We start from the raw sequence: 22,460 nt of genomic DNA on the forward strand, positions 1-22,460 counted from the left end.
CGATGAGCCGCAGATCCCGATTGCGACGGGGCCTGACAGCCCTGGCCGCAGCCCTCGCCGTACCGCTGCTGGGGCTTCCGCTCACGGCGGCCCCGGCGTCCGCGCTGACGGCGCCGGTGGCGCTCACCGCGGACAACCTGTCCACCTGGCAGACCAACGGCGTCGTCTACGCGATGGCGCAGGCAGGCGGACAGGTCTTCGCCGGCGGCACCTTCTCGGCGATACGCCCCGCGGGCGCCGCCGCCGGGGCCGCCACGGAGCAGTCGGCGGTGAACTTCGCCGCGTTCGACGCGTCGACCGGCGCGCCGACCGGCTGCACCCTGTCCTTCACCGTCGGCAGCGGTACCGCCACCGTGCGCGCCCTCGCGGTGTCGCCCGACGGCAGCACCCTCTACGCGGGCGGCTACTTCGGCGCGGTCAACGGCGTCGGGGTCAGCAGCCTCGCCGCCATCAACATAGCCACCTGCACGCCCAGTTCGACCTTCCACCCGGCGGTGTCCTCGACCGTGCGGGCGCTGGACGTGTCCGGCTCCACCATCTACCTCGGCGGCGACTTCACCACCGTCAACGCCACCGCGCGCCAGCGGTTCGCCGCGGTCACCTCGACCGGCACGCTGACCGGCTGGACCGCCGACACGGACGCGCCGGGCCGGGCTGTCGACGTCACCGCGGACGGCGAACACGTCGCGATCGGCGGCGACTTCTTCACCGTCAACGGCACCGACTCGCACGCCCTCGCCGTCACGGACGCCACGACCGGCGCGGTGACGAAGGCGTACCCGCGGGGCTTCTTCCCGGACACCTCGGTGGTCAAGGACATCACCTCCGACGCGTCGGGGATGTACACCGCCAACGAGGGCACCGGCGGCGGCGTGTTCGACGGCCGTACGGCCTTCGACCCGACGACGTTCGACCAGAAGTGGCGGGACACCTGCCTGGGCGCCACCCAGGCCCTGCAGATCTACCAGGGCCTGGTCTACAGCGCCTCGCACGCCCACGACTGCTCCTCCATGGGCGAGTACCCCGACGGCCAGCGCCGCCACCTGCTCGCCGAGGGCACCGACGACCCCACCCTGGTCGGCTGGGCGCCGGACACCAACGACGGCATCGGTGAGGGCATCGGCCCGCGGGTGTTCGCGCTCGCGCCCGACGGCGGCACCGACTACCTGTGGGTGGGCGGCGAGTTCACCACCGTCAACGGCTCGGCGCAGCAGGGCCTGACCCGCGTCTCCTCGGGCCCGGACACCGGCGCCCCGACGCTGCCGCAGGTGAAGGTCGAGAGCAACGAGCCCGGCAAGGTGCAGGTGCACTGGCGTTCCAGCTACGACACCGACGACAGCCACCTGACGTACCGGGTCTACAAGGACGCCGCGACGACGCCGGTCTACACGGTCGCCGCCGACTCCCTGCCCTGGTCGCGTCCGCAGCTCACCTGGACGGACACCTCGGTCGCGGCGGGCGAGACCCACTCGTACCGGATCACCGCCTCCGACGGCACCAACACGACCTCCAAGACCGTCGCGCAGTCGGTGACCGTGCCGAGCACGGCCGAGGCGTACGCGTCGGCGGTCAAGGGCGACGGGGCGTCGCTGTACTGGCGCTTCGGCGAGGCGTCGGGTGCCTACGCGGCCGACAGTTCCGCGTCCGGCGACGACAGCGGTGTGCACTGGAACGCCCCGGCGCAGGCCGTGACGGACGCCGCCGCGGGTTCGGGCAGCGCGGTCCGCTACACGGGCACGTCGAGCCAGTGGACGTACACCGACAAGCGGCACAGCACCCCGTCGTCGTTCTCCGTGGAGCTGTGGTTCAAGACCGCCAGCACCACGGGCGGCAAGCTCATCGGGTTCGGTGACAAGGTGCAGCTCACCTCGTCGAGCTACGACAAGCACGTCTACATGACGAGCAACGGGCGGCTGGTGTTCGGCGTGTACCCGGGGTCGGCGAAGACCGTGACCACGACCGCGTCGTACAACAACAACGCCTGGCACCACGTGGTGGCCACCGAGGGCAGCACGGGCATCCGGCTGTACGTGGACGGCGTGCTGCGGGCCTCCGACAGCACGGTCACCACCAGCCAGCAGTACGACGGCTACTGGCGCGTCGGCGGTGACTCGCTGTCCGGCTGGCCGAACGTGCCGTCGAGCATCTACTACAGCGGTCTGATCGACGAGGTCGCCGTGTACAACTCGGTCCTGACGCCCAGTCAGATCGCAGCGCACTACAGCCTGGGGTCCACTCCGTGAGGCGAACACCCCTGACGGCACTGCTCGTTCTGTCCCTGCCCCTGTTCGCCGCGTGCGGCGGCGGGGGCGGGGGCGGGGCCCGCACCGACGCGGCCGGCACCGCCACACCGCCGGCCGCCTCGGCGGCGGCCCCCGCACCGGGGTCCGCCGCGCCGTCGGCGGCCCCCTCCCCGCAGGAGCCGTACAGCAGCTCGACGAAGCCCGCGGCGGGGCCGAAGGACACCGTCCCCGACGACGAGATCACCCCGGCCACGGGGTCGTTCACCAAGAAGGAGAAGAAGTACCTGTCCGGGAGGGTGCCCAAGGGCAACGACCCGGCGGCGATCCTCCAGGCCGGCCAGGACACCTGCGACCGGCTGCGGTCCACCGCGAAGATCGACCGCACCGCGACCGTGGGCGCGATCGTCACCGGTGACATCAGCGGCGCCGCAGCGGCGGTGGACGGGCTCTGCCCCGACCTGAAGTCACTGGTCGAGGACGCCGACGGAGGCTACGCGGACGGCAGTTACACCCACCCGGCGCCCGGCACCTACAAGGCCCTGACGCCCACGAAGAGTTGCGCGTGGACGCTGGACGGCACGTCCGGCCGCACGCACACCATCACCGTCAAGAAGGGCACCAAGTCCTTCACGTCCACCGGCTGTTACGCCTGGGGACGGGTCTGACGGCACCACGCGCGCGGGGGCCGTCCGGGGCATGCCGCCCGGACGGCCCCCGAGGCGCGTCAGAGCAGCGAACGGTAGAGCGTGTGCAGCCGGTCGGCGACCGCGTCCAGCGAGAAGGACGTACGGGAGAGCCGCCAGGCCGCCGCGGACGCCGCGTCGCCGGCGGCCGGGTCGAGGAGGGCCAGGATCTCCCCGGCCAGGTGACCGGGCTCCGGCGCGACGCGTCCGGCGCCGGAGCGCACCAGGTCGTCCGCGAGGCCGTTGGTCGGCGTGACCACCGACGGCACGCCCACGGCGAGGGCCTCCAGGACCGACATGGGGAACGGCTCGTCGACGGACGGCAGTACGTGCACGTGCGCGCGCCGCAGTTCGCCGAGGACCGCGGCGGGCGCGAGGCTCCCCAGGTAGTCGACGGACCCGGCGACACCCAGTTCCCCGGCGAGCTTCAGCGCCGCGCCGAGTTCGCCCTCGTCGGCGCCGGCCATCACGAACCGCGCGTCGGGGTGGCGCCGCAGCACCTCGGGGGCGGCCGCGACGAAGTCGGCGGGACGCTTGCGGGCCTGCATCCGGGCCAGGTAGAGCACGCGCGGCGGGCCCTCGGGGCGCGGGCGGCGCTCCTGCGGTGGCACACCGTTGACGAGCCGGACGCCGTTGCCGGGGTCCTCGCCGCCGAGCACCGCGTCCAGCCCCTTGCGCTCGTAGGAGGTGAGGTGGAGCACGGCGTTCGCGCGGCGCAGCACCCGGCGCACCGCGACCGCGTCGAGGACCTTGGCGAGCGCCTTGTCGCTGGGGTCGACCATGCCGTGGGTCTGCACCACGAGCGGACGGCGGGCGGCGAGCGCGGCAAGGGCGAGGGGCAGCGTCACCAGGTCGCGGGCGAGGTGGACGTGCACGACGTCGGCGTCACGCACCAGACGGCGGGCGCCCGCCAGCAGCGACGGCGAGGTGATGCCGCTGAACCCGGCGCCGGGCAGCACCCGGCGGGCCGGGTAGAGGCGTGCGGGGCGGCCGTCGACGTCGTCCGGCAGCGGCCCCTCGAAGCCGGACCCGAGGGCGACGATGCGGCTCTCGACACCGTGCGCCGCGAGCCCCCCGGTGAGGTTCACGGCGACGCGGACGGGGCCGCCGAAGGCCTGTGTGGGCGTGTGCAGCGTGACGGCGTGCAGGGCCCTCACGGGGTGGTCTCCTGGGCGGGGGCCGCGGGTCCGGCCGTCCGGCGTGCCTGCTCCCCCGCCGCGGGTTCCGGCAGCGGGCGGGTGCCCGCCGGGCCGTACAGGGTCAGCTCGGGCAGGTCGCGGCCGAGGACCGCGCCCGCGGACACCACCGCGTGCCGTCCGACGGTGACCCCGGCCAGCACGGTGGCCCTGGCCGCGATCCAGGCGCCGTCCTCGACGCGGATCGGCGCGTTGCGGTACCGGAAGTCGGCCGCGCGGTGGTCGTGGCTGCCCGCGCACAGCAGCGCCTCCTGCGAGACGCAGACGTGGGCGCCGATGCTGACCGGTTCGAGGTTGAGCAGCCAGGCGCCCTCGCCGATCCAGGTGTGGTCGCCGATGTCGAGCTTCCACGGCCACAGCACCCGCACCCGGTGCCGGATCAACACGCCCTCGCCGATCCTCGCCCCGAAGGCGCGCAGCAGCGCGACGCGCAGCCGGGCCGGGCAGAACCAGGCCATGAACAGCGTGTTCATCACGGCGAACCAGAGCGCCTGGACGGCGACGCCGCGCCCCTTGTCGTACCCGGACAGGGTGAACGACCGTAGATCGCGCACGAGTTACCCCCTATGTGCCTCGCACAGACCTCGACGGACTGCGGCGGACCCCACCCGCGTGATCCACCCTAGGCATTCCGCACCCTGTTCGCACACAAATCCGTAGACTCTGTGAACGAAAAGCAGAGGGGGGCTTATGGGGGCGGGAATACCGGCTGCCGTCGCGCCGGTGCGCGCCAATGCGGCCCGGAACGAGCGCAGTTCACCGCGCGGCACGCTGCGGCGCGCGCTCGCGCTGCCGCTGGTACTGGGGCTCACCGTGCTGCTGCCGGCGTTCGTGGTGCTGCGGCAGGGGCCGGGACTGCACGACCAGGCGTACTGGCTCCAGCTGGTGCTGACCGTGTACGCGGGAGTGCGGCTGTCCGCGATGATCCTGGGCCGGCACCGCAAGCTGCTCCAGGGCACGTTCTGGCTGTTCGTCTACATGGCGATGGGCATCGCGCCCCTGGCGCAGGCCGTGATGGGCAAGTACCCGGTGCCGGTGGCCGGTTCGCGTTCCGACCTGGCGCTGGCGGTGGGCCTGGTGCTCGCGGCGTGCGCGGCGTTCGACGCGGGCGCGATGCTGGTGCGGCCGGACATGCGGCCCCGCTCGCGCACGGTGTTCGGCACCGCGCTGGTGGCCCGGCGGCGCCTCGCGGCGCTGGTGGTCCTGGCGTTCGCGGGCAGCGGCCTGTTCATCATGAAGCTCGGCGGGCTCGCCGTGTTCTTCGCCAGCCGCATGGAGATCAGCGAGACCATCGACGGGGGTGACACCTCCGGCGCCGGCTCCCAGGTGGGCACCGCCACGTTGCGCGGCTTCGGCACGGTGCCGGCGCTGCTCGCGCTGATGGTCCTGGTGCGCTGGCTGATCGCCTCGCCCGAGGCCCGCAAGCGCCCGCTGCCGTGGATCACGCTGGGCGGCCTCGTCGTCCTCAACGTCATCGTCAACAACCCGATATCCAACCCGCGTTACTGGTTCCTGACGGTGCTGCTCGCGCTGCTGTTCACGGTGTTCCCGCAGAGCCCCGCGATGTACCGCGCGGCGCTCACCATCGGGGTGGCCGCGGCGGTGCTGATCTTCCCGTTCGCCGACAAGTTCCGTTACGACGCGGCGAACACGCAGACCACCGAGACGACCTCGGTGCTCGATCCGCTGGTGCTCAAGGACTACGACCAGATGGCGATGTTCGCCAACACCATCACGTACGTCGAGGCGGGCAACGGCCACACCTACGGCGGGCAGTTGGCGGGCTCGGTGCTGTTCTTCGTGCCCCGCTCGGTGTGGACGACGAAGCCCAGGGACACCGGCGTCATGGTCAGCGAGTGGATGGCGGCGGCGAACACCAACCGCTCCTCGCCGCTGTGGGCCGAACTCTGGCTGGACTTCGGCCCGGTGGGCATGGTGACCGGCTTCGGGCTGATCGGCTGGGTGGCCGCCCGCGTCGACCGCCGCTACGCCCACGGGGTGGTGGAGGGCGGGCCCACCCGGATCCTCACCCTCGCCGTGCCGCTGGTCGCCGGCTACTCCTTCATCCTGCTGCGCGGACCGCTGCTCCAGGCGTCCGGGCGGATCGCCATCGGCGTGCTGTGCCTGGTGCTGATCACGACGCTGCGCCCGGAGCGGTGGCGGCAGTTGCACTGACGGACGCCGCGGCCCCGGGGGCGCGCGCGGCCTGGAGCCACGCCGCGGCGCCCTTGAGGACCGAGCCCGCGCACAGCCCCCAGGCGGCGCCCGCGACGCCGTCCCACGCGTATCCGGCGAGCAGCAGCCCGGCCGAGACGGGCGAGAACATCAGCTGCACCGGCAGGGTGGCGCGCGGGGCGGTCACCCGCAGGGCGAGCAGCCCGCACACGCCGAACGCCATCGCCGCGTACTGGGCACCGGTGGCCGGCATCAGCTTCGACGCCGACTCCCAGGTGTCGCCCAGGAGTTGACGCCCCAGGTGGGCGGGGAGCACGTACAGGACGGCCGCCCAGGACGCGGAGACGACCGCGAGCAGGGTGCCCGCGAACAGCGCGGCCCGGCGCGGCGCACCGTGGCGGGTGAGCAGCGGCGGACCGAACCCGGTGGCCGCGTTGAACGCCACGTTGAGCGGCCCGAACAGGGTGGTGGCGCCGCGCAGCGCGCCCACCGCGAGCGGTGTCGCGAACAGGCCGAGGGCGAGCACGGCGAGCTGGCTGGTGGCGTTGCCGACGCCGAACTCGACGAGGAAGCGGCGCCCGAGGTGGCCGCGCACCAGGTACTTGCGCAGCCTGGTGCGCGCGCCCCGCACGTGCGGCCGCAGCAGGTACAGCGACAGCAGCAGCGCGGGCACCGCGGACGCGCCCCACACCAGCATGGTGCGGGCCGCGGAGGTGCCGTCGGGCTGGAGCGCGAGCACGGACAGCGCGGCGACCATGCGCAGGGTGTCCGCGAGCAGCGCGAGGTGCGGGCGGCGCAGCACCGAGAAGCAGTACCGCAGGGTGTCCTGGGTGAGCGTGACCGGCAGCACCAGGGCGAGCGCCTCGTAGACGGCGGGCGCGTCGGTGGCGACGGCCGCCACCGCGGCGAGCAGCACCCCGAGCGCGGCGGAGGCGCACGCGGTGAACACGGGCGCGGTGCGGCACGACTCGCGCAGGGTCTCGGGCTCGCCCCGGTGCAGGACGAGTTCCTGCCCCACGTACGCGCCGAACGCGCCGAGCAGCACGCTGAAGACGACGTACGCCGTGGCGAACAGGGCGAACGTGCCGGCCTCGCTGTGCCGGGCGACCAGGACCAGGACGGCGATGTTGGTGAGCGCGCTCACCGCCTGGTCCAGGACGGACGCGACGACGGCGGTGCGCGCCCTCACCTCGTTCCCGAGGTGACGCTGTCCGGGGCCGCCGCCAGGTCGGCCGGTGCCGGACGCTCCGGACGCACCCCGCGGGCGGGCCGCCCGGCGTCCGGGGTGCGGCGGGAGCGGCGCTGGCGGCCGCCCTGGTGCAGGACGACGCCGAGGACCTGGCCGCCCGCGCCCTCGATCAGCTCCCGGATGCGTTCGAGGTCGGTGCGGGAGACCGTGCGCGGGTCGCACACCACGACCACGCCGTCCACCCGGTCGACGAGGGCGAGCGCGTCGGCGTACGACAGGACGGGCGGCGCGAGGACCACCACGGACGTGTTGAGCGCGTCCGCCTGGTCGATCAGACGGGTGGTGGCCGGCGAGGTGAGGGTGCGGGCCACGTGCGGCACCCGGGCGCCGGGGACGAGTTCGAAGGTGCCCGACTCGCCCGCGTCCACGGTGACGGGACGGCCGCCGGGCCACGGGGCGCCGTCCAGGCCGTCGCGCCCGGCCCACGTCGGGCGGATCTCGGTCATCTCGGGCAGCCGCTGCCGCAGCCCCGGGCGGCGCAGGTCGGCCTCGACGAGCAGGGCGGTCATGCCGGTCTCGGCGAAGCAGGCGGTCAGGTTGACCGCGACGGCGGAGGCGGTGCCGCCCTCGCCGTTCGGCTCGACGACCAGCAGCCGGCGCCGGTCGGCGAAGTGCCGGTCGTAGGCGAGGCGGAACGCCACCGAGCGGTACTGCTCGGCGAGTTTGCCGTCCCCGTGGCCCGCCGCGAGCAGCGGTTCCTCGGGGACCCTGGGCAGGGCGCCGAGCACCGGGGCGCGCAGCGCGCGGGCGACGGTGTCCTCGGAGCGGGCGGCCGGGTCGAAGACCATGCGCAGCCACGCGCCGAGCAGGCCGAGCGCGAGGCCGACCACGCCGCCGAGCCCGATGAGCAGCGGCTTGCCGAGCCCCTCCGCCCCGGTGGCCGGCTCCGCCGTGACGGTGACGTAGCCCGGGGTGGTGTCGAGCGCCTGCAACTCGCTGATGTCGTTGGTGAGTTCGGTGATCTGGCTGAGCAGGTTGGCCTGCGCGGCGAGGGCGGTGCCCTTCTCGGTGTCGTCCTGGAGCTGGTCGATCTGGTCGAGGAGGTCCTGGCGCTGCTTGGTCAGCGGGTTGAGCTGCTTCTTGTAGCCGGAGATCATCGCGTTGACCGTGCCGGCGGTCTGCTTCTGCCGGTAGTCGAGGTAGGCGGCGGCGAACGCGTCCGCGCCGCGCGCCGCGGCCTTCGGGGTCGTTCCGACGTAAGTGAACTTCAGGACCAGGGTGTTGGGCGGGTTGGTCACCTGGAGGTGCCGCTGGAGGGCGCCGACGTCGCCGGGCTCCCTGCCCAGCTTGGCGGCGGCGCGCGCGGCGACCGCGTTGCCGCCGGCCATCTGCCGCTCGCTGCTGATGCTGATCTGCTTGTCGACCGAAACGCCGCTGGTGGCATAGGGGTTGATGGTCGCCGCCCGCACCAGGACCTCGCTGGAGGACTCGTACGTCGGGGAGGACCCGAAGGCGAACCAGCTTCCCGCGAGCAGACCGGCCACCAGGCCGCCGACGACCAGGACGCGGTGCCGCAGCACCTGCTGGACCTGGTCGCGCAGCAGTTCCGGCTCGTCCTGCTGCGCGCGTGCCTCTTCGTTCATGAGCGTGCCGCTCCTTCGTGCGCGGTGGTGCCGCTGTCCAGTGCTTCCGCGAGCAGGTCGTCGAGGCGGCCGAGCCCGGCCGCGCTGGAGAGGTGCTCGTCCACGTACACGGGCCCGCGGGCCCCTGTCTCCTCGGCCGCCCCGGGGTCGGCCGCCAGTTCGCGCGCCGCGTCGAGCAGCGCCCGCGGGTCCTCCGGCGGCACCAGCACACCGGCGCCCGCGCGGCGGACCTCGTCGGCGGTGCCGCCCCGGTCCGCGACGGAGGCGATCACCGGGCGTCCGGTGGCGAAGTACGACGTGAGCTTCGAGGGGACGCTCATGTCGAGGACGGAGGCGCGCTGGGTGACGACCAGGACGTCGGCGGCGGCGAGCACGTCCGGGAAGTCCGCCTCGTCGGCGGCGGGCGTGAAGTGCAGGTTGGGCAGTCCGGCCGCGCGTTCCTCCAGTGCGGTGCGCTGGTTGCCGTCGCCCATCAGGACCACGTCCACGGACGGGTCGAGACGGGCCGCGTCGACGAGCACCTCCAGGCCCTGCTTGAGCCCCATGTTCCCGGCGTGCAGCAGGACCTGCCGGTCCGGGGCCCAGCCGAGCCGGGCCCGGGTCGCCTCGCGTGCGGCCGAAGGACGGGCCACGTGCGACCAGTTGGGCACGAGCCGGATCCGGGCGGGGTCGACGCCCATGGCCTCGACGCGCGGCCGGAAGCTGTCGTGGATGATGCCCACCAGGGTCGCGCGGCCCAGCGCGTAGCGCTCGGCGCGGCCGGCGACGGCCGCCGCGCGGTCGCCCCCGCTGATGCCGCTCTGCTCGGCGGCGGCCCCCATCAGGTCCTGCACGACCGGCACGAACGGCACCCGGTGACGACGGGCGAGCCGGGCGGCGACGACGGCGCCCGCCAGGCTCGGCATCTGCGCGACGACCGCGTCCGGGCGCGGTGTGCGCGGGGGCGCGACGCTCTGGTGCGCGAGCAGCGATGCCTCGAACAGGGCCCGGCGCAGGGCGGTCTGACGGGCGGGGACGGTGTGTCTTCGCCGGTGCACGGTGACTCCGCCGCGCGTCTCGGTGGTCCGCCAGCGCCCCCGGTACGCCGGGTCGAGGCGCCAGGACGGGTAGTGCGGCATCCCCGCGAGGACGTGCGTGTCGACGCCGCGGGCAGCCCAGTGCTCCGCGAGCCCGGTGGCGTACGGCCCGATCCCCGTGTGCTCGGGCGCGTAGTTGGTGGACACCAGCAGCAGGCACCGGCCTGCCAGGGTGTGGTGTTCATCGTGGGCACGCGTGGGCTCAAATCCGGTCAAAGCCGGTTCCCCTTCCCCCCAGAAGCGATCCTCGACCACCTTAACCGTTCACCGGATCTCCAGTCCGGCTTCACAGTAAGGTCGTCTGGACCACCAACTGCCGTTTGGCGCAATGACGTTCACCATGGGGGGAGAACGCATGGTCCATCGTGTCGGTTATGCACCCGGCGTCTACGACCTGTTCCACATCGGTCACCTGAACATCCTTCGGCACGCCCGCAGTCAGTGCGACTACCTCGTCGCGGGCGTCGTCTCCGACGAGATGGCCGAACTCGCCAAGGGACGGCGGCCGGTGATCCCGCTGCCGGAACGGCTGGAGATCGTGCGCAGCGTCCGCCACGTGGACGCCGCGTTCGTCGAGACGGTCCCGGACAAGCTGGAGACCTGGCAGCAGGTCCGCTTCGACGTGATCTTCAAGGGCGACGACTGGCGGGGCACCGAGAAGGGCCGCCGCCTGGAACGGGACTTCGCGACCGTCGGCGTCGAGGTCGTCTACTTCCCGTACACCGTGCACACGTCCAGCACCCTGCTGGGCAAGGCACTGAACGCGCTGGTCACGCCGGGTTCCGGGGAAGCGCTGACAGCTCCCTGAACCACTTCGCGAGAAACGCCACCAGGAAGAGCGCGTGCACGGCGGCGAGGACGGCGTACACCGTGCGGAACACCCCGGGCGCGCCCAGGGTGAGGAACACCAGGCAGAACACCCCGTAGTCCACCGGCAGCAGGGCCACGGCCCGCAGCCGGGAGGGCGGAGCCGCCGGGGTGGCCGCCGTCCCCGCGGGGGCGGCGGGCGCGGTGCGTCCGCGCTTGAGCTGCTCGGTCAGCAGGCCCGCGCAGAAGGTCAGCACGGCCGCGAGCTGGAATCCGAGCGGGAGCAACAGCCAGGCGTCGTTGGGGAGTTCGAAGAAGCGGTAGAACGAGATCAGGACCGCCGTGTGCAGCGTGACCATCTTGGCGCAGTCCACCACGTGGTCGAGCCACTCCCCCGCGGGGCCGCCCCGGCCGGTGAGCCGGGCGAGCTGCCCGTCCGCCGAGTCGAAGGCGAAACCGACCACCAGGGCCGCGTACACGGCGACGGCGAGCGGCCAGGACGGCCGCGCCAGCGCCACGGCGGCGATCGCGCCCAGGGTGAACGCGGCGCTGATCAGCGTGACTTGATTGGGCGACAGACGGGCCTTGTGCGCCGCCGCCGCGAGCAGCCGCCCGGCCGGCCGGTTCACGTGGCGGGAGTACAGCGACACCCCCTTGGCCGACTTCTGGGCGCCGCGCAGAGCGCCCAGCACGCCCGGCCCGGCAGCGGCCCCGGCGTCCCCGCCGGGCCGCGCGTCCGTACCTGTGGTGGTCCCCACGAGCCCCCCTCGTGTCCCGCGCGGCGCCCCCCGGCACCGCGGTGAACGTCATGATGACACGGGGTGAACGGTGCGGGCGGGTGTTCGAGGCCACCGGTGTCCGCGGGCGGCGCACCCGGCCGGGGCGCGCACCACGACGGCGCGGACGCCGCGCGCCACGGCGGAACACCCTTGAATCGAAGCGCTTCGACTCGCTCTGGACACCCTGTACACACCGGAGTTAGGGTCGTGGCACCCTCATCCACCGCGCCGGAACGGCGCGTTGTCGAAGCGCTTCGCACAGCTTGGAGAGCTGGATGGTCACTCTCGCCGAGGTCGCCCAGCACGCCGGAGTCTCGGCGAGCACGGTGAGCTACGTCCTCAGCGGCAAGCGGTCCATCTCCGCCACCACGCGCGAACGCGTCGAGCAGAGCATCCGGGAACTCGGCTACCACCCCAACGCGGGTGCCCGCGCCCTGGCCAGCAGCAGGTCGAACATCATCGCACTGATGGTCCCGCTGCGGACCGACATGTACGTACCGGTGATGATGGAGATAGCCATCGCGGTGGCCACCACGGCCCGCACCCACGGCTACGACGTCCTGCTGCTCACCGGCGAGGAGGGTTCCGACGCGGTGCGCCGGGTCACCGGCAGCGGACTGGCCGACGCGATGATCCTGATGGACGTCGAGCTGAAGGACGAACGGTTGCCCCTGCTGCGGGCCACCGGCCAGCCCTCGGTACTGATCGGCCTGCCCTCCGACACCACCGGACTGACCTGCGTGGACCTCGACTTCACGGCGACGGGCGCGCTGTGCGTGGAACACCTGGCCATGCTCGGCCACCGTGACATCGCTGTCATCGGCGAGGCACCCGCCGTCTACGAACGGCACACGGGCTTCGCGGAGCGCACCCTCGACGGGCTGCGCACCCGCGCCTCCGAACTGGGCCTGCGGATGCTGCACCGCCCCTGCGAGGGCGGCTACGACGCGCTGGCCGTGACCCTCGCCCGGATCTTCGACGAGCGGCCCGGCACCACCGGCTTCGTCGTGCAGAACGAGTCCGCCGTCGAACCGCTGCTCGCCCTGCTGCGCCAGCGGGGCCGGGCGGTCCCCGAGGACGTGTCGGTGGTCGGGATCTGCCCCGAACAGGTCGCCGTCCAGGCCTCGGTGCGGCTGACGTCGGTCGCCATTCCCGCGCAGCAGATGGGCCGGTACGCGGTGGAGTACCTGATCGCCAAACTGGAGGGCCGGGCGGCCGAGGAGGTCGTCCTGATCGCCCCCGAGCTGACCGTCCGGTCGAGCACGGGACCGGTGCCGTCCGCGTCCGCCTCCTGATCCGCGCCGCGCTCCTCCCCGCGCGACGCACATGTGCGGCCGGTCCCGGGGGACGGGGCCGGCCGCACGGCGCTTTAGCGGCGGGTCAGGTCAACTGCTGCTCACCGTCAGGCTGTTGGTGACGAAGTTGAGTCCTCCGGCGGACGAGGTGATCTCGTAGCCGAACTGCACGTCACCGATCGTCTCGTTGCCGAACCAGCCCTTGGTGTCCTTGATCCACTTGAGGATCGGCAGGACGTTCACGGTGCCGGACGTCGAGTCGGACGTGCGCAGGAACGAGAAGACGTCGTTCGCGCCGTTGTTGCCCTTGTAGACGGTCCAGGTGTGGCCGCCGAGGGTGAGCGTGCCCTGCGAGGTGCCGAGCGGCCCGACGGCGCCGTTGTAGTTGACCCAGAGCATGATCTCGTAGTCGTAGTCGGTGTCCCAGATGTCGTACGAGGTGTTGTACGCGCCGGAGGACGGGACCGTGACGTTGTAGCTGCTCGTGAGCGACGACAGGGAGGTGATCGACTTGTTGACCACCTTCTTGGAGTTGGGGTACGCCTTGATGCCGCCGGTGTTGGGGTGGTCGGCCCAGACACCCCAGTTGGTACCGGAGTTGGCCCAGATGCACTGGCTGCCCGCGCCGGAGCCCCAGATGTCGTTGTAGAGCGTGTAGCCGTTCAGCGTGGTGCTGCCCCACTGGTCGCAGGAGTTCCAGACCGCGGCCGAGGCCGGAGCGGCGGCGAGCCCCAGGGCGGCGCCGAGGGCGAGGGCGGGCGCGAGCAGTAACGTCACGGTTCTTGCGAGCGGGTGTCGTGCCATGGTGTCCCTTCCATGGGTGGTGGGGGGATGTGGGGGTGCCCCGCGTCCTCGACGAGCAGGACGCGGGCTTCTCCGGCGGTCAGGTCGAGCGTCCGTGCGCCGGAGGAAGTCCGCAGTTCGACGCGGCAGTCGCGGGTGGGGCGCACGACGGCGCGGGCCCGGCCCCGGTTCCAGCCGAGGTCGACGGTGGCGCCGAACCTCGTCCGGATCCCGCGCAGCCCGCCCTCGGGGCAGTCGGGCGGCGGGGCGGGCAGCAGCACCAGGCGGGTGGGGGTGGACTGGACGAGCGCCTCGACGAGGACGGCGGGCAGCGCGTGGGCGGCGTCCGCGTTGTAGACGTCGCGGCCGGGGTAGTGCGCGCTCATCAGGGACGCGTGGAAGTAGTCGCCGTCGAGCACCCGGCCCAGCGCCCGGCCCACGAGTCCGGCGTCGCGCAGCCGGGCGGCGATCAGCGCCCGGTGCAGGTGCCCGTGCGCGGAGCCGTCCTCGGCGCCGCGCAGCACCAGCGCGCGGTGCGCGGCGCGGGCCAGGTCCGGGGTGTCGTACGGGGTGATCTCGTCGAGGGGCCAGACACCGTAGAGGTGGCTGAGGTGGCGGTGGTCGTAGACGTCGTCGATGCCCGCCGGGGCCCATTCCGCGAGAGCGCCGTCCGGGTTGACGCGGTGCGGGGGCAGCCGGTCGGCGAGGGCGAGCCAGCGTTCGGCGTCCGCGCCGCCGGGGTGGTAGGCGGCGGCCGTGCGCAGGGCGTGCCGGGCGGCGGAGAGGTCCATGGCCGCGTCGACGGCGCCGGTGGTGGCGGGGAGGTTCTCCGGCGAGTAGGAGGGAACGGCGGCCGGGCGGCCGTCGGGTGCGGTGGTGAGGAAGTCCTCGTAGAACAGCGCGGTCTCGGCGAGGGCGGCCGCCGTGCGGGGGTCGCGCTCGCCCCGGGTCTCGTCGTGGTCCACGAGCGGTTTGAGCAGCCAGTCGGCGCCCGCCGTCCACAGGTGCAGGGGGTGGGACGGGCTGAAGTGGTAGGTGAGGCCGGACTCGCCGTCGGTGTGCGAGGGGGCCACGACGCCGCGGGCCCCGAAGATCGTGCGGGCGTTGGTGCGCCAGTCGTCGAGCTGCCCCGCGACCAACCGGGCCTGTGCCGCGGTCACTTCGGGCAGGCCGGCGGCGACGGCGGAGGCGGTCTGGAGGTTCAGGTTGGCGTTGGCCGTGAACGCGCCGGACCAGGCGGTGTCCCAGTCGCCGGTCCACAGGCCGGTCAGCCGGGGCGGCAGCAGGCCGCCGGAGGAGAGCAGGTGGTAGCGGCCGGCGGCGAACAGCCGCTCCAGGAGGGCGGGACTGCGCGGCTTCAGGAGCAACTCCGAGCCCGGCAGCGCGCGTTCACGGGGGTCGGCGCGCAGGTCCAGGCTGACGCGTTCGTAGGCGGAGCGGTGCGGGGCGAGATGGCGGTCGAGGAGGCCGTCCCAGGAGTGGGCCGCGAGGAGTGCGCGCAGCGCGTTGGCGTCGGCCGCCGTGTCCTGCGGGCCGGTGCCGCGCCGCACCCGGGTGAGCAGCAGCACGCGGGCGGCGCCCCGGACCCGCAGTCCGGGCGGTGCGCCGGGGGTGCCTCCGGCACCGGCGGGCTCGGCGCTCCCGCCGTGCACGGCGACCACCGTGGTGCCCGCGTAGGCGCGGTCGCTGTGCGGGTAGCGGGCGTGCAGGGTGAGGACGGCGCCGTCCTCGGTGGGCAACGCCCGTTGGGTCACGTCGAGTTCGGCGGGGGCGCCGGGCAGGCGGTGGTCGAGCGCGACACCGAGGTCGAGTTCCGTGCCGTCGGTCGCCGTGACCCGGTGCACGATCACGTCGTCCGCGCGCGAGACGAACACCTCGGCGCACCGGCCGGCCGTCTCGGCGCGCACGACGCCGGTCGCGAAGTCGACGGAGCGGCGGAAGGGGCGGCCCTCGGCGGGCCCCGGGCCGCCGGGCACGTCCACCCGGACGGCGAACGCCGGGTGGAAGGGCTGCACCCATTGCAGGGGGCGGCCGTCGGTGAAGTCCGCGGCGGCTCCCAGGTCACCGGCGAGCATGCGGTCCCGGATCGACGGCAGCAGGGGCGCGAGGCGGGGTGGACGGGCGTGTTCGCCGCCGTTGGGGCGGACCAGGGTGTGGTGGGTGACGATCACGCGCTCTGTGCACGGGTCGCCGAGCACGAGTGCGCCGTGCCTGCCGTTGCCGGCGAGGAAGGCGTCCTCCCAGCGGGCGGCGGGTTCGCGCTCCCACGTGCCGTGCGCGGGGCCCGTGTTCAGGGGGTCCGGGTTCGGATCCGGGGCGGTGGTGGTCACGGCGTCCGGGTCCGAGGCGGTGGTGTTCACGGCGTCCGGGTCCGGGGCGTCCGGGTTCGGGGCGGTCACGGGCGCAGCACCGCCGCCCCGTACCGGCCGAGGGTGACGCGGTCGGTGACCGTCTCCCCGGTGAGCAGGTCGCGGTGGCCGCCGGGGACGTCGACGGTGACGGTGCTCCGGCCGTGGTGCAGCAGGAACAGCAGGTCGCCCCGGCGGACGGCCTCCACCCCCGCGGGCAGCCCGTCGAGCACCGGGCGGACACCCGCGTCGGCGGCGATGGCGGTCAGCAGGGCCTTCAGCGCTCCGGGTTCGGGGAGCGTGGAGAAGTACCAGGCCCGGTCCCGGCGCAGCACCGCGGGCAGGCCGTCGAGTTCGCCGCCCCGGTAGCGGAACGCCGCCTCGGCGCTGGGGGCCGCCTCGATCTCCTCGGACCACAGGGTGCCGCGGAAGACCCTCAACTGCCCGCCGAGAGCCGTCCTGTTGCTGCCCAGCTCCCCCTCCCAGCCGTCGCACTCGACGCTCTCCCCCGCCTCCAGCGGCCACAGCTCGTGCAGCACGCGGATGCCGAACAGGTCGCGCAGCCGGGCGTCCATGCCGCCGGGCCGTACCCGGTCGTCCGGGTCCACCACGCCCGTACGGAAGCCGCAGACCAGGGTGGCTCCGGCGGCGACGCGGGCCAGGAGGTTGTCGGCCGCGGTGTCGGTGAGCAGGTGCAGGCGGGGCACCACCAGCACGCGGTACGCGGACAGGTCGCTCTCCGGGTGGGCGAGGTCGGTGGTGAGACCGGCCTCCCACAGGGCGCCGTGCCAGGCGCTCAACAGCTCCGCGTGACCGGTGCCGTTGGTGGGCCGGCCGTCCTGGTCGCCCGCCCACCAGGCGTCCCAGTCGTGCAGGACGGCGATGTCCGCCCGCACGCCGCTGCCGCTCACCTCCGGCCCCAGCAGGGCGAGTTCGGCGCCGATACGGCGGACCTCGCCGAAGCCGCGGCCCTCCTCGCCCGCGTGGCCGAGCATCGCGGAGTGGAACTTCTCGGCGCCCTGGCGGGACTGGCGCCACTGGAAGTAGTGGACGGCGTCGGCACCGCGCGCCACGGCCTGGAGCGTCCAGAGCCGGTTGAGGCCGCGGGGCTTGGGATGGTTGACCGGCCGCCAGTCGACCGCGCCCGCCGCCTGCTCCATCAGCATCCAGGGGCCGCCCGCCTGCGACCGGGCGAGGTCCTGCACGAGGGCGCCGTGCCGCGGCCCGTCCGGGTCGCGCGGGTCGGGGTAGAGGTCGACGGAGACGACGTCCTCCTCGGCCGCCCAGCGCCAGCCGTCCTGGCCCGACCACAGGGGCATGAAGTTGGTGGTGACCGGCAGGTGCGGGGTGTGGCGGCGGACGATGTCGCGCTCGGCGGTGAAGCACGCGAGCAGCGCGTCGGAGCTGAAGCGGCGGAAGTCCAGCACCTGGGCGGGGTTCTTCAGGTAGTGCACGCGGCGCGGGGGCAGCACTCCCTCCCAGCTGTCGTGCTCCTGGCCCCAGAAGGCCGTTCCCCAGGCGGTGTTGAGCCCGTCGAGGGTGCCGTACCGGTCGCGCAGCCAGCGGCGGAACCCGGCCGCGGCCTCGTCGCCCCAGTCGTAGGTGCAGTACTCGTTGTTGATGTGCCACATGACGAGGGCGGGGTGCGCCGCGTACCGGGCGGCGAGGTCCTCGGTGATGGCCGCGGCGTGGCGGCGGTAGACGGCGCTGGAGGGGGCGAAGTGCTGGCGCCCGCCCCACCGTTCGACGTGGCCGTCCTCGTCGCGGGGCAGCGTCTCGGGGTGCAGCCGGCCCAGCCACGGGGGCGGTGCGGCCGTGGGGGTGGCCAGGACCACGGCGACGCCGTTGTCGTGCAGCAGGTCCAGGAGCCGGTCCAGCCAGCCGAACTCCCGTGCTCCCGGACGTGGTTCGAGGCGGGACCAGGAGAAGACGCCGACCGTGACGGAGGTGACGCCGGCGTCCTTCATCAGCCGGACGTCCTCGTGCCAGGTCTCCTCCGGCCACTGCTCGGGGTTGTGGTCGCCGCCGAACAGGATGCGGCCGCGGGTCGCGTCGCTCAGTGCGGGCACGGGATCTCCTCGGGGGCGAGCCACCGCGGCCGGCGGTTGCCAGGTGCCGCCGGCCGCGGCGGGTTCCAGGGGGACGGGGGGATGCGGTGGGGTCAGCCCTTGACCGCGCCGGTGAGCATGCCCTTCCTGAAGTGGCGCTGGACGAACGGCGAGAGGAAGGCGACCGGCAGCAGCGCCAGCACCATGACGGCCATCTGCACGGCCAGCGGCGAGAGTTGTCCGGTGTTGATCTGCGTGGACAGCCCGATGGGCCGCTGCTGCTTCTGCACGAGCTGGATCATCACGTTCTGCAGCGGCATCATGTTCTGGTCGCTGAGGTAGATCGACGCGTTGAACCAGGCGCTCCAGTAGCCGACGGCGTAGAACAGGGCGATCACCGCGAGGACGGCCCGGGACAGCGGCATGACGATGCGCAGGAGGATGCGCCAGTCCCCCGCGCCGTCGATGCGGGCGCTGTCGATCAGTTCGGGCGAGATGCCCATGAAGAACGAGCGCAGCACCAGGATGTTGAAGACGCTCACCGCGCTCGGCAGGATCAGCGCGAGGTAGGTGTCGGTGAGTCCGAGCGCCTGCACCAGCAGGTAGGTCGGGATCAGGCCGGCGCCGAAGAACATGGTCGCGAGCAACAGCATGAGGATCCAGCGGTGCCCCAGCGAGCCGCTGCGGGAGAGGCCGTACGCGCACAGCACCGACACCGCCATGCTGAACAGCGTGCCGACGACGGTGACGCCGAGGCTGACCAGGGCGGCGCGCTGCACCTGTCCGCCGCCGAGGAGTTCGCGGTAGGCGAGGAAGGTGATGTCGCGCGGGACGACGACGAGTCCGCCGGCCGCGTCGATGGTCCTCTTCGACGACAGGCTGGTGACGACGACGATCCACAGCGGGAACAGGACGGCGAGGCAGGCCAGGGTCAGGGCGAGCCCCTTGCCCGCGAGCCCGGCCCGCGCGGGCTCCTCCTCCCACGCGGGCCGGGGTGGTGCCGCCCAGCGGAAACCCGGGCGGGTCGCGTCGCGCGGGGCGCGGGACTCGGTCTCGGTCTCGGTCTCGGCGGGCGGGCCGACGACGGCGGTCATTTCTTGTACACCCCCTGCTCGCCCATGAGATGGGCGGTCTTGTTCGCGGTCAGGACGAGGCCGAGACCGACGACGCCCTTGATCAGGCCGGCCGCCGCCGCGTAGCTGAAGTCCTGGTTGCGGATGCCGTTCCACCACACGTAGGTGTCCAGCACCTCGGAGGCGCCGGGACCCACCGAGTCGCGCTGGAGCAGGAGTTGCTCGAAGCCGACGGTGAGGGCGTCCCCGACGCGCAGGACGAGCAGCAGCGCGATCACGGGGCGCAGCGCGGGCAGCGTGATGTGCCACATGCGGCGCCAGCGTCCGGCGCCGTCCATCGCGGCCGCCTCGTAGAGGTCCGGGGAGACGGAGGCGAGGGCGGCGAGGAAGACGATGATCCCCCAGCCCGCGTCCTTCCAGACCCCCTCGGCGGTCACCAGGAACTTGAAGACGCCCGGGTCGGTCATCAGGTCGAAGCCGCCGTGGCCGTGCTGACGCAGGGTCTGCGCGATGATGCCGGCGCCGCCGAAGATCTGCTGGAAGACGGTGACGACGAGCACCCAGGAGAAGAAGTGCGGGAGGTACATGACGGCCTGCGCGACGGCCCGCACCCGGGGCCTGACGACGCTGTTGATGAGCAGCGCCAGCGCCACGGGAATCGGGAAGAACAGCACGAGCTGGAGCAGGAACAGCACGAAGGTGTTCTGCACGGCGTGCCAGAACGCGGGGTCCTGGAAGATCCGGTCGAACTGTTCCAGCCCCACCCACGGGCTCTGGAGCATGGCGACGAAGCCGTTGTCGCTGAGGTAGGGGTCGTAGTCCTCGAAGGCGACGATGTTGCCGAGGATCGGGATGTAGTTGAAGACGAGCAGGAGCAGGACGGCGGGCACCGTCATCAGGATCAGGGTGCGGTCGCGCCGGAGTCTGATCCGGAACGCGAGCCGTCCGGCCCGGCGTTCGGGCCTTCGCTCCGCCCGGCCGGCGTCGCCGGGCGGAGGGTGTCCGGCGGCGCCGCCGGACACCGCCGGAGTCCGGGAAACCTTGGGTGACGCTGTGGCGTCGGCCCCGTCACGGGGCACCGTGCTCGACACGGCCGTTCTCCTTGCCTCGGGCCGGGTCAGCCGGCACTGCCGTTGTCGTCGAGCAGCTTCTGGTACCAGGCGCGCAGGCCGTCCCCGCCCTTGCCGCGCCAGGCGGTGACCGCGGACTGCATGTCGGCGATCTTCTTGCGGCCGCGGACGATGTCGTCCTCCAGCTGCTCGAAGTCGTCGGAGAGGTTGGTCCAGCGGGTGGGTTCGGTGACGGTCAGCCCGTAGAAGGAGGACTTCTTGGTGAAGGCGCCCATCCGCTGCTGCCACTCGACCTGGAGCTTCGCGATCTCGGGGAGGTCCGGGTGGGCGAGGAACGGGGCCGGGTAACCGGGGTAGTTGTAGGCGCCGTTGACCTCGTTGGTGCCCTGGGTGGTCTTGGTGGGCAGCCCGTCCTTGACGGTGTAGTCGGTGCCCTCGACCCCGTAGTCGGCGAGCATGCGTTCCTTGGTGCCGTAGGGCGCGGCGCAGTAGTCGGCGAGGGCGAGGAAGTCCTTGACCTTGGTCGGGGTCGCCTTCTTGCTGACGAAGGTGAAGATGTTCGCCGGCTGTACCGCCCACAGGGTGGGGTCGCCGCCGTCCGCGCCGAAGATGTCGAACGCCGCCATCTCGAAGTCGGTCTTCTGGGTGCGCTGTTCGGCGGTCGAGCCGTACCAGTAGGAGAGGTCGCCGTTGAAGACGAGGACCTGGCCGGCGGTGAACCGGTTGGAGGCGTCGCCCTTGACGGCCTTGGCGTCGGGGTGGACCACGCCGGCGGCGTACAGCTTGCGGGTCCACTCCAGCGCCTCCAGGTAGGCGTCGGTCTCGGCCCGGTACACCAGCTTTCCGCCGTCGAGGTTCCAGGCGAGCGCCTTGTCGCTGCCGCTGAGCACGCCGAACATGTTGAACGCGGTCCACTTCAGGTCGTCACAGGCCCAGACCTTGTTCTTCGCGTCCGTCGCCTCCTTCGCCCAGGAGAGGAACTCGTCGGCCGAGGTGGGGAGTTGGTAGCCCTTCTGGGCGAAGAGGTCCTTGCGGTAGAAGGGCGCGATGTTCGTGACGTACGAGGCGGGCATGGGGACCGCGCGCAGCTTGCCGCCGAAGATGGCGCGCTGCCAGGCGTCGGAGGGGACGGCCGCGAGGTTGGGGTAGTCCTTGACCTTGTCGCCGGACAGGTAGGGGCCGAGGTCGGCGAACTTGGCGGTGACGGCGCCGGGTATCCGGCCGGTGAGGTTCCAGCCCGGGACCACCACGACGTCGGGGATGTCGCTGGAGGCGAGCACCGCGCCGAGCTTCTCGTCGTAGACGTTGCCGTCCTGGTTCTGCCAGGTGATCCGGACGCCGATGCCCTTGTTCATCGCCGTGTAGTACGCGTTGTCGTTGGCGGGCGGGGTGCCCCACAGGGGCGACATGACGGTGAGCTTCCCGCCGCTGCCGAGCGCCTTCGGTACGGACGTCTTCAGGGTGGCGGTGTCGATCGGCCGGGTGAACCCGGCCGCCGAACCGTTCTTCGCGGGGATGTCCGGGGTGACGACGTTCGACGCCGTGAAGGCCGGAAGGATCTTCCGCGCCGCCTTCCCGGAGGTCGTGCCCTCCTTCCGGCTCTCCTGCCCGCTGCCGCAGGCGGCGAGCAGGGGCATCCCGCCGGCCAGCGCCGCGGTGACGACCGCGGTGGAGGCGAGGAAGTTTCTCCGGCTGGGAGCGGAGGCGGCGTTCGGCGTCATTGCGTCAACCCTTCGTGGCGCACCAGGACACCCGGCGGAGGGGCCGTCGGCTGCGGTGTCATCGGTGGAACTGGCTGAGCGGAAGCGGCTTGCGGGGGCCTGCACACCCCGGGGGCGGCGGTCGTAGTCGAAGCGCTTCGATGTTGCTGCGAGGTTAAGTGCACCTCCCAGAGGGCGCAAGACTCGGTTCCAAGATTCTCGAACGGGGCCTCAACTCAACCTATCCATGGGCCCCTTGACTGTTTCGGCCGCATGCACACCCGTTCCGCACGGTGTCTTGACACTGGCAGGGCTGTCGAATGAGCATCGAAGCGCTTCGAACGCGTCCCGC

The 22,460-nt window shown here is 72.8% G+C and carries 17 protein-coding genes; 5 read left to right on the top strand and 12 right to left on the bottom strand.

Features of this window, described 5'->3' with window-relative positions:
- Positions 1–2: 2 nt before the first annotated feature.
- On the top strand, positions 3–2,243 hold the full coding sequence (locus tag ACFZA0_RS20710; RefSeq protein WP_391018865.1) for a LamG-like jellyroll fold domain-containing protein: 2,241 nt from the start codon (positions 3–5) through the stop codon (positions 2,241–2,243).
- Positions 2,240–2,908 (top strand): hypothetical protein, encoded by a 669-nt coding sequence (locus ACFZA0_RS20715; RefSeq protein ID WP_391018868.1) that lies wholly within the window; start codon positions 2,240–2,242, stop codon positions 2,906–2,908. Before ACFZA0_RS20710 ends, ACFZA0_RS20715 begins: the two co-directional genes overlap by 4 nt.
- Positions 2,909–2,967: 59 nt before the next feature.
- Here the strand turns inward: ACFZA0_RS20715 and ACFZA0_RS20720 are convergent, their stop codons facing one another.
- Positions 2,968–4,083, bottom strand: coding sequence for a glycosyltransferase (locus ACFZA0_RS20720; RefSeq protein ID WP_391018871.1), 1,116 nt, complete (start codon positions 4,081–4,083; stop codon positions 2,968–2,970).
- Complete coding sequence (locus tag ACFZA0_RS20725; protein ID WP_391018873.1) at positions 4,080–4,676, bottom strand: WcaF family extracellular polysaccharide biosynthesis acetyltransferase; 597 nt, start codon at positions 4,674–4,676, stop codon at positions 4,080–4,082. Before ACFZA0_RS20725 ends, ACFZA0_RS20720 begins: the two co-directional genes overlap by 4 nt.
- A gap of 136 nt (positions 4,677–4,812) precedes the next feature.
- On the opposite strand from ACFZA0_RS20725, the gene ACFZA0_RS20730 reads away from it, so the two are divergent.
- The gene (locus tag ACFZA0_RS20730) at positions 4,813–6,297 is read left to right on the top strand and encodes a hypothetical protein (protein ID WP_391018876.1); all 1,485 of its coding nucleotides are present in this window, start codon (positions 4,813–4,815) and stop codon (positions 6,295–6,297) included.
- On the opposite strand, the gene ACFZA0_RS20735 is transcribed toward ACFZA0_RS20730, so the two are convergent.
- From ACFZA0_RS20735 to ACFZA0_RS20745, 3 genes are read right to left on the bottom strand one after another with little or no spacing between them, the layout of a single operon-like run.
- Positions 6,257–7,486 carry a hypothetical protein gene (locus ACFZA0_RS20735; protein ID WP_391018879.1) on the bottom strand — a complete coding sequence of 410 codons (1,230 nt, stop codon included), beginning with the start codon at positions 7,484–7,486 and terminating at the stop codon, positions 6,257–6,259. The two genes, ACFZA0_RS20730 and ACFZA0_RS20735, sit on opposite strands and share 41 nt — an antisense overlap.
- Positions 7,483–9,129 carry a lipopolysaccharide biosynthesis protein gene (locus tag ACFZA0_RS20740; protein WP_391018881.1) on the bottom strand — a complete coding sequence of 549 codons (1,647 nt, stop codon included), beginning with the start codon at positions 9,127–9,129 and terminating at the stop codon, positions 7,483–7,485. Before ACFZA0_RS20740 ends, ACFZA0_RS20735 begins: the two co-directional genes overlap by 4 nt.
- Positions 9,126–10,355 carry a glycosyltransferase gene (locus ACFZA0_RS20745; protein ID WP_391019459.1) on the bottom strand — a complete coding sequence of 410 codons (1,230 nt, stop codon included), beginning with the start codon at positions 10,353–10,355 and terminating at the stop codon, positions 9,126–9,128. Before ACFZA0_RS20745 ends, ACFZA0_RS20740 begins: the two co-directional genes overlap by 4 nt.
- Positions 10,356–10,560: 205 nt before the next feature.
- Here ACFZA0_RS20745 and ACFZA0_RS20750 point away from each other — a divergent pair, with 205 nt between their 5' ends.
- Positions 10,561–11,013 (top strand): adenylyltransferase/cytidyltransferase family protein, encoded by a 453-nt coding sequence (locus ACFZA0_RS20750; RefSeq protein ID WP_391018883.1) that lies wholly within the window; start codon positions 10,561–10,563, stop codon positions 11,011–11,013.
- Here the strand turns inward: ACFZA0_RS20750 and ACFZA0_RS20755 are convergent.
- The gene (locus tag ACFZA0_RS20755; protein WP_391019461.1) at positions 10,976–11,704 is read right to left on the bottom strand and encodes a CDP-alcohol phosphatidyltransferase family protein; all 729 of its coding nucleotides are present in this window, start codon (positions 11,702–11,704) and stop codon (positions 10,976–10,978) included. The genes ACFZA0_RS20750 and ACFZA0_RS20755 overlap by 38 nt on opposite strands.
- Positions 11,705–12,066: 362 nt before the next feature.
- On the opposite strand from ACFZA0_RS20755, the gene ACFZA0_RS20760 reads away from it, so the two are divergent.
- A complete protein-coding gene (locus ACFZA0_RS20760; RefSeq protein ID WP_391018886.1) occupies positions 12,067–13,086 on the top strand; it encodes a substrate-binding domain-containing protein in 1,020 nt (339 codons plus the stop codon).
- Positions 13,087–13,176: 90 nt separating this feature from the next.
- Here ACFZA0_RS20760 and ACFZA0_RS20765 read toward each other — a convergent pair whose 3' ends face one another.
- The 6 genes from ACFZA0_RS20765 to ACFZA0_RS20790 form a co-directional block, all read right to left on the bottom strand.
- Complete coding sequence (locus ACFZA0_RS20765; protein ID WP_391018889.1) at positions 13,177–13,890, bottom strand: hypothetical protein; 714 nt, start codon at positions 13,888–13,890, stop codon at positions 13,177–13,179.
- Positions 13,860–16,163: a glycoside hydrolase N-terminal domain-containing protein gene (locus tag ACFZA0_RS20770; RefSeq protein ID WP_391019464.1), complete on the bottom strand. Its 2,304-nt coding sequence runs from the start codon at positions 16,161–16,163 to the stop codon at positions 13,860–13,862. The genes ACFZA0_RS20765 and ACFZA0_RS20770 overlap by 31 nt, the downstream gene beginning before the upstream one ends.
- Positions 16,164–16,264: 101 nt before the next feature.
- On the bottom strand, positions 16,265–18,286 hold the full coding sequence (locus tag ACFZA0_RS20775) for a beta-galactosidase (protein WP_391018892.1): 2,022 nt from the start codon (positions 18,284–18,286) through the stop codon (positions 16,265–16,267).
- A 92-nt stretch (positions 18,287–18,378) separates the two neighbouring features.
- Entirely contained in the window at positions 18,379–19,359 is a 981-nt protein-coding gene (locus ACFZA0_RS20780; protein WP_391018895.1) for an ABC transporter permease subunit, read from the bottom strand.
- On the bottom strand, positions 19,356–20,429 hold the full coding sequence (locus tag ACFZA0_RS20785; RefSeq protein ID WP_391018898.1) for an ABC transporter permease subunit: 1,074 nt from the start codon (positions 20,427–20,429) through the stop codon (positions 19,356–19,358). Before ACFZA0_RS20785 ends, ACFZA0_RS20780 begins: the two co-directional genes overlap by 4 nt.
- A gap of 26 nt (positions 20,430–20,455) precedes the next feature.
- Complete coding sequence (locus tag ACFZA0_RS20790; RefSeq protein ID WP_391018901.1) at positions 20,456–22,129, bottom strand: Tat pathway signal sequence domain protein; 1,674 nt, start codon at positions 22,127–22,129, stop codon at positions 20,456–20,458.
- Between the last annotated feature and the right edge of the window lie 331 nt (positions 22,130–22,460).

This window comes from Streptomyces sp. NPDC008150 (assembly GCF_042956945.1).
Classification (GTDB): domain Bacteria; phylum Actinomycetota; class Actinomycetes; order Streptomycetales; family Streptomycetaceae; genus Streptomyces.